Origin of the sequence: Acetobacterium wieringae, from assembly GCF_001766835.1 — a bacterium.
GTDB lineage: Bacteria > Bacillota > Clostridia > Eubacteriales > Eubacteriaceae > Acetobacterium > Acetobacterium wieringae.
The window spans coordinates 124,156-138,534 of the sequence record NZ_LKEU01000035.1; the positions used below are offsets into that span (position 1 = coordinate 124,156).

At 44.7% G+C, this 14,379-nt stretch carries 10 protein-coding genes; 9 read left to right on the forward strand and 1 reads right to left on the reverse strand.

Annotated elements, in window-relative coordinates; genetic code table 11:
• The first annotated feature begins 159 nt into the window (after positions 1-159).
• The 7 genes from ACWI_RS13010 (at position 160) to ACWI_RS13040 (ending at position 10,199) form a co-directional block, all read left to right on the forward strand.
• Complete coding sequence (locus ACWI_RS13010) at positions 160-870, forward strand: isoprenyl transferase (RefSeq protein ID WP_070371868.1); 711 nt, start codon at positions 160-162, stop codon at positions 868-870.
• The gene (locus tag ACWI_RS13015; protein ID WP_084633685.1) at positions 854-1,738 is read left to right on the forward strand and encodes a phosphatidate cytidylyltransferase; all 885 of its coding nucleotides are present in this window, start codon (positions 854-856) and stop codon (positions 1,736-1,738) included. Before ACWI_RS13010 ends, ACWI_RS13015 begins: the two co-directional genes overlap by 17 nt.
• Positions 1,739-1,746: 8 nt before the next feature.
• The gene (locus tag ACWI_RS13020; protein ID WP_070371869.1) at positions 1,747-2,541 is read left to right on the forward strand and encodes a M50 family metallopeptidase; all 795 of its coding nucleotides are present in this window, start codon (positions 1,747-1,749) and stop codon (positions 2,539-2,541) included.
• Positions 2,542-2,550: 9 nt separating this feature from the next.
• Positions 2,551-3,615, forward strand: coding sequence for a flavodoxin-dependent (E)-4-hydroxy-3-methylbut-2-enyl-diphosphate synthase (ispG, locus tag ACWI_RS13025; protein ID WP_175440952.1), 1,065 nt, complete (start codon positions 2,551-2,553; stop codon positions 3,613-3,615).
• 10 nt (positions 3,616-3,625) lie between these two features.
• Entirely contained in the window at positions 3,626-7,897 is a 4,272-nt protein-coding gene (locus ACWI_RS13030) for a PolC-type DNA polymerase III (RefSeq protein WP_070371870.1), read from the forward strand.
• Between the two features lie 79 nt (positions 7,898-7,976).
• On the forward strand, positions 7,977-8,645 hold the full coding sequence (locus ACWI_RS13035) for a TetR/AcrR family transcriptional regulator (protein ID WP_070371871.1): 669 nt from the start codon (positions 7,977-7,979) through the stop codon (positions 8,643-8,645).
• Between the two features lie 354 nt (positions 8,646-8,999).
• Positions 9,000-10,199 (forward strand): MFS transporter, encoded by a 1,200-nt coding sequence (locus tag ACWI_RS13040; RefSeq protein ID WP_070371872.1) that lies wholly within the window; start codon positions 9,000-9,002, stop codon positions 10,197-10,199.
• A gap of 119 nt (positions 10,200-10,318) precedes the next feature.
• Here ACWI_RS13040 and ACWI_RS13045 read toward each other — a convergent pair whose 3' ends face one another.
• Positions 10,319-11,470: a 1-deoxy-D-xylulose-5-phosphate reductoisomerase gene (locus ACWI_RS13045; RefSeq protein WP_070371873.1), complete on the reverse strand. Its 1,152-nt coding sequence runs from the start codon at positions 11,468-11,470 to the stop codon at positions 10,319-10,321.
• A 233-nt stretch (positions 11,471-11,703) separates the two neighbouring features.
• On the opposite strand from ACWI_RS13045, the gene ACWI_RS13050 reads away from it, so the two are divergent.
• Complete coding sequence (locus ACWI_RS13050; protein WP_070371874.1) at positions 11,704-12,852, forward strand: iron-containing alcohol dehydrogenase; 1,149 nt, start codon at positions 11,704-11,706, stop codon at positions 12,850-12,852.
• Between the two features lie 245 nt (positions 12,853-13,097).
• Complete coding sequence (locus ACWI_RS13055; protein WP_070371875.1) at positions 13,098-14,327, forward strand: murein hydrolase activator EnvC family protein; 1,230 nt, start codon at positions 13,098-13,100, stop codon at positions 14,325-14,327.
• The last annotated feature ends 52 nt before the right edge of the window (positions 14,328-14,379 follow it).

Below are 14,379 nucleotides of genomic sequence, written 5' to 3' on the forward strand. Positions count from 1 at the left end.
GAAAAAGCTGTTATGAAGATGGAGAATTGAGTCTTAAGGAAATCTTGTTTCAATTGAGCTCCAGGTGAGAGAATTTACAAATCTTTTAAAATAGCATATAATATTGATATTACAAACAAGAAAACAATTGCCTAAATATAAGAGAAATAGAGGTGCAATATGACGAGTCAGTTAAATAGCGATAATCTGCCGGAACATATAGCCATAATCATGGACGGTAATGGCCGTTGGGCGAAGGCGAAAAATCGGCCCCGGTTATTTGGCCACAATGCTGGCATGAAGACATTGAAGAAAATTGTCCGGGCATCCTCTGATGCTGGAATAAAAATAATTACTATGTATGCTTTTTCAACTGAGAATTGGAAAAGGAGTCCCGAAGAAGTTGATGGACTGATGAATATTGCGGTTGAGTATTTTCATAAAGAAGTTGGCGAACTCCATCAAAACAATGTTAAAATTAATGTCATCGGCAACGTAAATGGACTGGCAAAAAAAGTCAGAGAAGCCGCTGTAAAGGCTATGAGCACCACCGCAGAAAATACTGGGCTGGTGTTAAATATTGCCCTGAATTATGGTGGCAGAGATGAAATTCTTCATGCCGTCAAAGCACTGATCGCTCAGAGGATTGATCCGGAAGCCGTGACAGAACAGCACATCAGTGATCAACTTTACACCAAAGGTCAACCAGATCCAGATCTGTTGATTCGGACCGGTGGGGAAAGCCGGCTTAGCAATTTTATGCTGTGGCAGATGGCCTACTCCGAATTTATGTTTACAGACGTTTATTGGCCTGATTTTGAAGTCGACGTCTATTATGAAATGATTAAAAATTATCAGAAAAGGAATCGGCGCTATGGATCGGCCGAGTAGCAGTCTTGAGAGTCGTCGGGCAGAACGGGCACTGGCTGAAAATCGACGGGCTGAAAAGAGCTCTATGAAAACCCGAATCTGGACTGGGGTCATTGGTCTGCCGTTGCTTATTTTTATACTCTATACCGGAGGGTTTATCCTGGTTGTCGGCGTGTCAATCCTGGCATTTGTCGGAACAATGGAATATACCCGTGCCATCAATAAAATGATACGGCCAAAAATGAATGTGGTTTTAATGATTATTCTGACGGTGATGCTGATGGTGACCATTAAGCTGGATTATTACTTTCTGATGCCGGTTCTGCTGGTAGCCTTTATCATTATTTTCTGTTATGAAATCCTATCTGGAAATGCGGGAATTGAGCGTGGCAGTGCGACCCTGATGGGACTTATTTATGTGCCGATTATGTTTGGTCACCTGTTTTTGTTTGAAACGGTTAATAAAGGGCCCTACTATATGTGGCTGATTTTTGTGATTGCGTTCACAACTGATACAGCGGCATATTTTATCGGCAAATCAATTGGCAACCGTAAAATTGCGCCTTTGATTAGTCCCAAAAAAACCATCGCCGGTTCAGTCGGTGGTGTAGTCGTTGCGGCCTTATGTACCATTCTTTACGGCACCATTCTGAGCTCCTATTTCAGTTTTGTGTTGCCCTGGTATTTATATCTGGTTGTTGGGGTTTTTGGCAGCATCGCCGGACAGTGTGGCGATTTAACCGCCTCGATGATTAAGCGAAAGGCCAAAATAAAAGATTTTGGCACCATCCTGCCCGGTCATGGCGGAATTTTGGATCGCTTTGACAGTATCCTATTTATTATTCCGCTAATTTATATTTTTGCCAAACTAACCATTGGCATTGCGTAGGTGAAAATTTGAATCTCTATACCATCCTGATTACACTACTGATTTTATGTGTCCTGGTGATTGTGCATGAACTGGGACATTTTATGGTTGCCAAAAAAACTGGCATCTTTGTCGAAGAGTTTGCCATTGGCATGGGGCCAAAACTGTTTGGCCGACAGGGCAAAGAAACCCTGTTCACAATTCGGGCCTTTCCGGTGGGTGGTTTTTGTAAAATGCGGGGTGAAGAACCGGAATTTGATACAGACGGAAACCTGATTCCCAGAGATCCCAATATCCCTATTGATCCCCGCAGTTATGAAGCCAAAAGCCGGGGCCAAAAGCTGCTGGTACTGGTGGCCGGTTCGGCGATGAACATCATTTTTGCAGTGGTTTGCCTGGTTGTGGTGGCCCTGTTTACCGGTCATACCAATGTCTTTGATGCCATCGGCACGGCCTTTTTAAACACCTGGCGGTTTTCCGGTCTGATTTTTCAGAGCTTTGGGATGTTGTTTACCGGCCAGGTGGGTCTGGATCAACTGGCTGGTCCGATTGGCATGGTATCGATGGTGGATACCTTTTTACAGAGCGGACTGATTATTTTACTGGCCTTTACTGCCATGCTCAGTGTCAATCTGGGGATCATCAACCTGTTTCCATTGCCAGCGCTGGATGGCGGACGGATCTTTATTATTTTGATTGAAATGGTGGTGCGCCGGAAACTCAGTCCCGAACTGGAAATGAAGATCAATTATTTTGGTTTTATCGCCTTGATTGCCCTGGCAATTCTGATTGCTGTGAATGATGTCATGCGTTTGGCGGCATAGGAGAGGGATATGAAAATACGAAAAAAGACCCGGGTGGTCAACATCGGCGGGGTAGCCATTGGTGGTGAAAACCCTATTGCCATCCAGTCAATGACCAATACCGATACCAGAAATATCGAAGCGACGATTGCCCAGATTAATAGTCTGGAAGCTGGTGGCTGTGAGATTGTCCGGGTGGCTGTACCTGATGAAGCGGCGGCCAGAGCGATTGCTGGGATTAAAAAGGGCATCGGTATTCCCCTGGTGGCGGATATTCATTTTGATTATCGACTGGCTTTAAGTGCCATGGAAAATGGGGTTGATAAGTTGCGCATCAATCCAGGGAATATCGGTTCGGAACGGGGCATCCGGGAAATTGTTGCCATGGCCACTGAACGGGACATCCCGATCCGGATTGGCGTCAATGCCGGTTCCCTGGAAAAAGAAATCCTGATAAAAAACGGGGGTCAGGCCACCCCGGCCGGGATGGTCGCGTCAGCCCAACGCCACATCCAGATTCTGGAAGATGCTGGCTTTGATAATATGGTGGTTTCGATGAAGGCTTCGGATGTGCGCTTCACCATCGAATCCTATGAACAATTTTCTAAAAGTTATGATTATCCACTCCATCTGGGGATCACTGAGGCCGGAATCCTGCGCAGCTCGGCGGTTAAATCCGCTCTGGGCATCGGCTATCTGCTTCTCAATGGATTGGGGGATACCCTGCGGGTGTCAATCACTGGTGATCCCCGGGAAGAAATCGAGGTTGCCCGGGATATTCTCAGCGACATTGGCTTATACACTGGCCGTCGACCCCGGGTTGAAGTGATCTCCTGCCCCACCTGTGGCCGCACTGAAATTGATCTGATCGGTATCGCCGAAGAAATTAATAAGCAGCTGCGAACCGTTGAAAAAAACATCAAGGTTGCGGTGATGGGTTGTATTGTCAATGGCCCCGGGGAAGGCAAGGCCGCGGATATTGGCATTGCTGGCGGAAAAAATAAAGCAGTATTATTTAAAAAGGGTGAAATAATAAAAAGCATTGCCGAGGATGAAATTATCTCGGTGTTAATGGATGAAATAGAAAAAATGTGAGGCGAGATCTTTGAGTATTTTAACCCGACGACAGGAACGATATCAAAAAATAATAGCGGATTATCATCTGATTACCGATAGTATAAAAATCAATTCCAGAAACGAGGAATTGATTTTTAAATTTTCCAGTCCGAAAAAACAAACGGACACCGAATTTATCAAAAAAGAAATGCAGGAAATATTTGATTATGCCAAGGCCCTGGAAATCGAGGTGGCACCACTAAACTATCAGGATGGTGAGCATCTTCTGGCTACCGATGGCCAGGGGGTCAGTCAGTTGTTGATTGGCATCAATCAGAAGATTGCCAATATTCTGCTGATTAATACCTTGATTGCCGAAGGCAATACCTTTTATGTCCGGGGGCGATCCACCGGAGAACTGGATGGTGAAGCGCTGGCGATTTTTACGGGTCGTTTTAAACGACTGATTGCCGAGCATTATGGTCTGGAATCAGAATTGGTGGTGCGTTTCACCGATGAAGGCTCGGTGGCAGAAAAAAGTCAGCAGGATCTGGAAAAACGATTGGCGGCCATTAAGCCGGTTGCTTCAAGCAGCAGTGCATCCAATTCAGGCGCTACCCAAAGCCCGGCCAAACTTCCCAAGGCTGAAAAGCCCGGCGATGTGGTCATTGGAAAAAAAATAACCAATTCCTGGGATTGGTTGAAGAATATCGATTTTAATATCAACGGCGAATCGGAAGGAAAAAGTGTGGTCATCCGGGGCTGGGTGTTTGGAGTCAATACCCGGCCACTGAAAAATAATAAGACCTTGCTGACCTTTAATATCACCGATAATACCAACAGTATTACCGGTAAACTATTTACCGACAAAGAAGAGGTCATCGCTGGAATCAACGAAGGCTGCTGGTATCTGGTAGAAGGCAAAATCAATTATGATGAATATTCCCAGGAAATGATGTTATATCCCCGCAACATCAATCTTTCCAAAGAAACCATCAAAACCGATGATGCTCCAGTAAAACGGGTGGAGCTTCATATGCACAGCCAGTTCAGTGCCATGGATGCGGTCAGCAAGGTCGATCAGATCATGAAGCAGGCCGCCAATTTTGGGCATGATATCATCGGTATCACCGACCACGGTGTACTGCAGGCCTATCCGGAAATGATGGAACTGGGCCGCAAGAAAAAAATTAAGGTGCTCTATGGGGTGGAGGGGTATCTGGTTGAAGATCAACTGAACATGGTTTATGGCAATCAGGATCAGGACTTCTGTGGCGAATTTACTTTTTTTGACCTGGAAACCACCGGTCTGGTACCGGGTAATCATAAGATCATTGAAATTGCGGCGGTTCGCATTAAAAATAAACAAATCATCGACAGCTTTTCAACCCTGGTCAATCCCCATTGTGAAATACCGGCATTCATCACAAATCTGACCAATATCACAAATCAGATGGTGGCCGATGGGATGGAAGAACGGGCGGCACTGGAAAAATTCCTAGATTTTGCCGGTGAGACCATCCTGGTTGCCCACAATGCCCCTTTTGATATGAGTTTTTTAAATAAGGCCTTAGTTGATCATGGCATTGTTCGGGAAAATACTGCAGTGGATACCCTGGCTCTGTCCCGCTGTCTGCTGACCCAGATTACCCGCCATAATCTGAAAAAGCTTTGCTCACATTTTAAAATTGATATTCAGAATCATCACCGGGCCCTGGATGATGCGGCGGCATCGGCCAAGGTATTTGTCAAACTTTTAGATCTGGCTGAGAAAAAAGGCTGTACGTCAATCCAGGCCCTCAATACCCTGTCCAGCCGGGAACGGAGTATTCGTCTTAATGCCACCAACCATATTATTATTTATGCCAGAAATCAGGCGGGCATCAAGGATTTATATCGGATCGTTTCGGAGTCGCATCTCAATTATTTTTATAAAAAGCCGCGAATTCCCAAGTCACTGCTGGCAAAAAATCGGGAAAACCTCTTGCTTGGTTCGGCCTGTGAAGCTGGCGAATTGTTTTCTGCCATGGTTCACAATAAGTCTCAGGATGAGATCCAGCAGATCGCCAGCTTTTATGACTATCTCGAAATTCAGCCACTGGGTAATAATCAATATCTGATTGATAATAACAGTGTGGCGGATCAGGAGGCCCTGAAGACTTTGAACCGGCGGATCATTGCATTGGGAAAAAGTCTGAATAAGCCGGTGGTGGCCACTGGGGATGTCCATTTTGTCAATCAGGATGATGCCCTTTACCGGGAAATCTTATTTACCGGCCAAGGTTATAAGGATGCTGGCAAACAACCGCCGCTGTATTATCGAACCACCCAGGAAATGCTGGATGAGTTTGACTACCTTGATGACGAAACCGCCCGGGAAGTGGTGATTGATAATCCCCGCAAAATCGCAGCGATGATTGACGAGATCCTGCCGATTCCTGATGGCACCTATCCGCCAGTTATTGAAGGATCGGATGAAGAGATTAGAGAAATGGTCGAAGGCCGGGCCCGGGAGCTCTTCGGTCAACCGCTGCCGGAGATCGTTGAAAAACGGATTAAGAAAGAACTCGATTCGATTATTGGCAACGGCTACTCGGTCCTCTATCTGATTGCCCAGAAACTGGTTTACCATTCCATGGAAGATGGTTACCTGGTGGGGTCCCGGGGTTCGGTGGGATCCTCCTTTGTAGCCACCCTTTGTGGGATCACGGAGGTAAATCCGCTGGCGCCACATTATCGTTGTCCCAGCTGTAAACATTCCGAGTTTTTCAACAGCACGGAGGTTGGGGTGGGGCCGGATTTAAAAGACGCCGATTGTCCCCACTGCGGCGCCAAGCTTGATAAAGATGGCTTTGACATTCCCTTTGAGACCTTTTTAGGATTCGAAGGCGACAAGGAACCCGATATCGACCTTAATTTTTCCGGTGAGAACCAGGCCGAAGCCCATCGCTATACGGAGGTGTTGTTTGGTAAGGGCAAAGTCTTCCGGGCTGGTACCATTTCCACCATTGCTGAAAAAACAGCCTTTGGCTTTGTTAAAAATTATTATGATGAAAAAAATCTTAAAGTAACCCGGGCCGAGTTGGAGCGGGTGATCTCCTGCTGTGCCGGGGTTAAAAAAACCACCGGACAGCATCCCGGCGGGATTATGGTGGTGCCAACCTACAAGGATATTTATGATTTTTGTCCGGTTCAGCGTCCGGCCGATGACACCGAAAGCGATACCGTCACCACCCATTTTGCCTATGAATCCATCAGTGGGCGACTGCTGAAACTCGATATTCTGGGACATGATGATCCGACGATGCTTAAAATGCTCAAGGATTTTACCGGCGTCGATCCCGTGGGGATCCCGCTGGATGATGAAAAAACCATGAGTTTGTTCACCTCCACGAAAGCGCTGAACTTTAAGGATAATGATTTTGAGTCGCCTTTGGGGGTATGCGGAATTCCTGAATTTGGCACCAGCTTTGTCCGGGAAATGTTGCTGGACACCAAGCCGACAGCCTTTTCGGACCTGATCCGGATATCCGGCTTGTCCCATGGCACCGATGTATGGCTCAATAATGCCCAGGATCTGATTCGCGATAAGAAAGCCACCATCAAAGAAGCCATCTGTACCCGGGATGATATCATGATCTATCTGATCTATGCCGGTCTCGAGGCAAAAACGGCTTTTACGATTATGGAAGCGGTGCGAAAAGGCAAGGGACTGAAGCCGGAATGGGAAGAAGATATGCGCAAGAATAAGGTACCAGAATGGTATATTGATTCCTGTAAAAAAATCAAGTATATGTTCCCCAAGGCTCATGCGGCCGCCTACGTGACCATGGCCTTCCGGATTGCCTGGTACAAAGTTTATTATCCGCTGGCCTATTATGCTACCTATTTCTCGGTTCGGGCCAGCGAGTTTGATGCCCAGCTGATCAGTCAGGGCAAGGGGGTGGTGGTGCAGCGGATGAACCAGATTAAAGAACTGGGCACCAAGGCTTCCAACAAAGAAAAGTCACTGTTGACAGTGCTGGAGATTGCCCATGAAATGATGTGTCGGGGCTACAGTTTTAAAAATGTGGATGTCTATCAGTCTCATTTCAGTCAGTTCCGAATCATTGGGGATGCCCTGCTGCCGCCTCTGAATGCCCTGGAAGGAATCGGTGATAAAGCGGCCCAGCGGATCTTTGAAGAAGCGCAGCTGCGCCCTTATATGTCCCGGGAGGATTTGCAGAATCGTACTAAGATCAGTAAGTCGGTGATTGAAACGCTTGAAAAACAGGGTTGTCTCAACCAGCTACCAGCTTCCAATCAGATTACCTTTTTTTAGCGGTGTAAAATGATCGATCCTTGCAAAAAAATCGTTTTATGCTAGAATAAGATCAATATCAGAGAGCGAGGAAGAAACGTTGGCTAATTATAAAACCGGTCTGGAAACAAAGCAAAAGATTTATGTAACTGCAAAACAGTTATTCTATGAATATGGATTTACAAAAACAACACTGGCACAAATCGCTGAAGACTCGGGAACAAACAAAGCGATGGTTGCATATTATTTCAAAAATAAGAACAACCTGGCACTGGAAGTGTATAATGAGTATATGGTTGCGAATAAAGTAAAAACCCAGAAGGCCATCGACGAAAAATTCCCTGGATGCAATGTGATGTTAAGAACCGCAATCGAGTTTCGGATACAAAATCGTAATTGTCGGTTGAATCGTCATTTGAACCAGTTTTATCATGAGTTGTGTGACACCAATACATTGATGAAAACGGAAAGTGCGTCGGTAGGGTTTGTCGAAAACATCAACCGGTCTTACAAGCTTGGACTTGACCGATTGGAAGTAAAGGCGTTGGCATTGGCAAATCTGGCTGTTGTTCATGGACTCCATGTCTCCCGGGATGATGGTTATCTGGACTGCAGCAGCGAGTATCTGGCCGAACTCGAAATTCGTTTGCTCTTTCAGAGCCTGCGATTTGAAAATAGCTTTATTGACCAGTGCATCGAAGAGTCTCGGGGGATGATTGATGCCATCCAACTTAAAGTTGAGAAAAATTTTATGGTCATAGCGGGTTAAGCATTTAGCAACTGCTTAACGATGCAAAAAAATACCATTGTTGCTGGTTTGAGATCAGCGAGCGATGGTATTTTTTTGCGCAAATTTACGAAGCAGGAACGACTCCAAAAGATTAAACGTGTAAAATATACAAACTAATATTACAAATAAAGGTAAATATTAAAAAAATGATATGGTGATGATACGATTGAAATAACAAAAATTACGAAAAAAAGCGATGTAAAAACGATTACTACAAGCATATAACAGTATAAAATTAATAATTAACAAAAAAAGAGGTGACAAAAACAGCAAAAGATGTTATTGTTTAATAAATTAACCACGTTTATATTTTACACTCGAAAGGAAAACAAAATGGAAAAAAGTAATAACAGTAGTCTATGGGTTCAGATCGCTGCATTGTCGGTTGCATTACTGATGTATACAACCAGCATGACGACACCGGCATTAGCCGAAATTGCAAAAGCATTTCCTGATGCGGCGCCGGAGACAATTAAATTATTGTCAACCATTCCTTCGCTGATGATGGTGTTCTTTGCCCTGATTTCCGGTAAGTTGACCCAATACATAAGTATTAAGAAAATTATTTCCATTGCGATGGTTTTAATTTTTATCGGTGGGATTCCATCAGCATTCATTGGAAATCTTCAATTTATGATATTTATGAGGTTTGTCTTCGGTGCTGGATACGGCTTGGTTTTCCCAATGGCATCGGCGGTCATTACAGACCTCTACTCTGGCCAACAGGCGAACAAGCTGATGGGCTTCAAGAGTGCGGTTGGTGCAGCGGCAGGAATGGTTTTCCAGATGATGGGTGGCATGTTGGCCGCATATAATTGGCGTTTTTCATTTCTTGGTTTTTTACTGGTGATTCCAATTGCGCTGATTATCTGGTTTAAACTCCCGGATACCGGGGTTAAAAAACCGGAAAAAGTCGACGATTCGGCGATAAAAGAAAAGAAAGTAACAACGATGACCTACATTCTAGCAGTTGCTTGTGGGTTGGTTAATATGGTTCAATTCAGTTTTATGACAAATGTGGCCATGGTTATGAAAGCGGATGGAATTGGTAATGCTACGCAATCCGCCACAGTTCTGAGTATTTTTACGGCTTCAGCATTTGTGGTGGGGTTACTCTATGGAAACATTGCTAAACGATTAAAACAGTATAGTGCTTCATTCGGTGTTTTGTGTGTGGGGTTGTCCTTTGTGATTTTGCTCTCAGCGAACAGCCTGACATTGCTCATTCTGGGCGCCATTATTTTTGGAATTGGATTTGGAATTTTTAACCCTGCGATTGTGATGGCTGTAGCTGCCAGTGCAACAAGCCCGAAATATGCGGCGGTGGCCATTTCAATTTATGTCAGTGGAACCGGGATTGGACAGTTTTTGTCACCTTATGCTCTGAAATTTTTACGTGAGACATTTAATTTAACATCGGCACGGGCAGACTGGCAAATTGCAGCACTTACACTAATACTTGGTAGCATTATTTCAATGGTATTGGTAGCAATAAAAATTAAAAATAGCGTCGAGATCAAGCAAACGGTTTAATGCGGGATTAGTGGCAAATAAAGACGAATAAAAAAGAGACAGTAGTAAATAGTTACTGCTGTCTTTTTAGTTGCAGAAGATGTCGCTTAAAAGAAGTACCATTTCTGGATCGTAAGTGCTTAGTTATAAGCGTTTGAAATTTCCCGGGCCCAAGCATCTGCCGCCAGTACATCATCAAGATTGGGATGGACAATCACCTGATGTTGTTCCATCACCTGCCGGTTGATTCGGGGAATGTCGAGAAAACTGATTTCCTGATTTAAAAATCGAGACACAGCAATCTCGTTGGCGGCATTAAGGACACAAGCCATGGTGCCACCAATTTCCAGGGCATCATAGGCTAACTGTAAGCAGGGAAAGGCGATCCGATCAGGTTCGGAAAAGGTCAGCTCACGAATCTGGCTAAAATCCAGAGCGGGTCGATTGTTGGCGACCCGTTCGGGATAAAAAAAAGCGATTTGAATCGGTAGGGCCATATCCGGCAGCCCCAATTGAGCGATGGTGGAATGGTCGATAAATTCCACCATTGAGTGGACAATGCTTTGAGGATGAACCACCACGTCAATCTGATTATTGCGCAGATTAAAAAGCCATTTAGCTTCGATGACTTCAAGCCCCTTGTTCATCAGGGTGGCTGAATCAATCGTGATTTTTTTTCCCATCGACCAGTTGGGATGCTTCAAGGCCTGGGCCAGTGTAACCGACTCCAGCTGTTTGTGGCTGTATCCCCGGAAAGGCCCGCCGGAAGCGGTAATAATGATCCGATCAATTTCTTCATGTTTATTGCCCATCAGACATTGAAAAATGGCACAGTGTTCACTGTCAACCGGAAGCAACGAAACCCCGCTGGCGGCTGCTGCATCCATTACAAGCTGGCCACCGGCTACCAGTGTTTCCTTGTTGGCCAGAGCAATGTCAATGCCTGCATTAATGGCGGCAAGAGTCGGTTGCAGACCAATCATTCCGGATACCGCCGTGAGCAGCAAATCATTTTCCGATGCCGTGGCAACGGCAATCAGGCCCTCTAAACCAGTTACCACGTCCACCGCTAAACCCCTTTTTTTGAGGCGCTTTTCCAGTACCAGTGCAGTATCGCCATCCATCACACAGACAATCCGGGGTGAATAGGTGTCAATCTGTTTTTCCAGCAGATCAATGCTGGTATTGGTGGTTAAGCCGACAATATTTAAAACGTTGCTGTTTTCTGAAACCACTTCCAGGGCCTGGGTTCCAATCGAACCAGTTGACCCGAGAATACTGATGTTTTTCATATTTACCTCTTTAAAAACGTAATTCTATCAATTTTTTTAAAATCATATAATAGTATTCTTAAAAATAAGAGATAAATCATAAGAAAAGCCGTTTATTATTTATTGTGTTCGGTTTATTCCATGTTATTGATCAATCATTTCAATAATGTATCTCAAACAAGAAAAAATTTCCATTTATTCAGCCATTTCGATGGCATATAATCATGTAAACGAATAATTTTGGAGGTGTTCTTATGGCAAGAACCTATTATTTTCCACCAGTAGTCATTATGGAACCGGGAGCAATTGAACTGATTGCGCCAGAGATCAAACGTATGAACGTGAAAAAAGCCTTAGTTGTAACCGATAAGGTACTTGTTGAAGCAGGTATTGTTCAAGATGTACTCAATGTATTAGATGGAGCAAAAGTTCCGTATGCCTTATTTTCAGATGTTAAACCCAACCCTACTGTTACCAATGTAAATGCTGGTCTTCAGGCTTTACAGGAAAATGAATGCGATTTTGTCGTCAGTATCGGCGGGGGATCGCCCCAGGATACCGCCAAAGGAATTGCCATTCTGGCTACCAATCCCGGGGATTTACGGGATTACGAAGGCGTTGGCAAAACTGCCAATAAATCCCTGCCAATTGTGGCGATTAATACCACCGCCGGAACCGCCAGTGAAGCGACTATCAATTATGTTATCACTGATGAAGAGCGTAAACTCAAAATGGTTATTGTTGATCCCAACTGTCTGGCAACCGTAGCGGTCAATGATCCGGTTTTAATGCTCAAAATGCCAAAATCATTAACGGCTGCCACCGGTATGGATGCGTTAACGCATGCCATTGAAGGTTATACCACAGCCGGTGCTTCACGATTCACTGATCTTTTTAATCTCGAAGCCATCAAAGCCATTTCTGGTAGCCTAAGACAGGCCGTTGAAGATGGTGATGATTTGGATGCCCGGGATGTCATGGCTTATGGTCAGTTTGTCACCGGGATGGGATTCTCGAATGGCGGATTGGGAATCGTCCATTCTATGGCGCACCAGTTAGGCGGATTCTATGATTTGCCGCATGGGGTTTGCAATGCCATTCTATTGCCTTATGTTACGGCGTTTAATGCTGACGCTGTTGGTGATCGACTAAAAGATGTTGCCCAGGCGATGGGCGTGGACACCAGTCGCCGTGAACCGAAAGAAATCAATATTATGGCCATTGATGCCATAAAAAAACTCTCCAAAGATGTGGGGATTCCGGCCGGACTAAAAGAAATCGGGGTCAAAGAAGAAGATTTCAGTGAATTGGCTGATCTGGCACTGGCCGATATTTGTACCGGTGGTAACCCCAAATGTCCAACTAAAGAAGACGTGATTGCGATCTACAAAGCAGCTTTTTAAGTTAAGCATTTTTTTACAAATATAAAAAGACATTCTGAATTACTAGAGTGTCTTTTTTATTATGAAAAAATTAAAAACATCGTATTATTAAACATTTTATACAAAATATTTTCAAGTTATTTTATTGTTTTTGTTTTAATTACGACAGGTTTATGGTATAATACAACCGTTACAAAAATAATAAAATTACTGTAAAAGTAACAAATAGACAGGGTCACAATTATTAATTGTGGGAAAGGGGAAAAATGAAAAAACATCGAGTTGTATCAGGTATCGTTACTGGTTCCCTGGTTTTGGCATTTTTAACAGCACCCGTCAATGCAGCTTCGTTAACCGAGCAGTTAGCTCAAAGTAATGCTCGACAGGCTGCAGCAAAGTATCAAGTCGACATGACTCAGAATACCATCAATGGGATTGAGGACGAAATCGGCAAAGTCAATGAAGAAGTAAACCGGATCAATGGAATAATCGGCGCGATCAATGCCGATATATCTTCCATCGAAGCAAATATTGCAAAAAAACAGGAAGAGCTGAAAATTGCTGAGGCCAAGAAGCAAGAACAGGAAGCAGCCATGAGCGATCGGGTTCGGGCGATGTATATGTACGGCAACGGCAGTATCATGGAATTTATTTTCTCAGCTTCAGATTTCTCGGATTTTATTACAAAATTAGATATGTCTCGTTACATTATGACGGCAGACAAGGACTCCCTGAATGCTCTGGAAGAAACGAAAAAAGTGATCGATGAAAAGAAGCTGAGCATTGAGGCAGATCGATTAAAAACAGTAGCGAAAAAAACCGAACAGGAAGTTGTACTAACTCAACAGGAAGAAGTTTTGGCTCAAAAGGATCAGCTATTGGCCCAAAACCAGGCAGCCTTAGAAGAATACAAGGCCATTGAAGAAGCTGAAGCAGCCACATCGGCAGATATTGAAGGCCAGTTACAGGCCTATTACGAACAACAGCGGGCCGCCGCCGAGCAGGCAGCTCAAAATAACGGCAGCACCGGTACGACGGATGGCTCGACAGGCGGGGATACGACCAATACTGGCGGTGGCGACAGCTCCGGTGGCGGATCAACGGCTCCTCCGGTATATTCCAGTTCGTATGTCTGGCCATGCGATGGCAATATTACCAGTGAATTTGGCTGGCGAATCCATCCCATCTGGGGTGATTCCCGCTTCCATGCTGGCGTCGATATTGGCGCATCAACCGGGACACCGGTGGCCTGTGCCGGAAACGGAACTGTGATTTCAGCCGGTTGGAATGGCGGTTATGGAAACTGTGTCATTGTTGATATCGGCAATGGTTTGTCGGCAGTATATGCCCATTTAAGTGCAATTAATGTATCATCAGGTGAAACTGTTGCGGCCGGTCAGACCGTTGGAGCGGTTGGCAGCACTGGCGACTCAACAGGTGCTCATCTTCATTATGAAGTGCGTTTGTATGGATCGCCAATTAGTCCCTATATTTAGAATTAATTTTTCCAACCGTTACACGGTATATATGATGAGAAAAGATGAACAA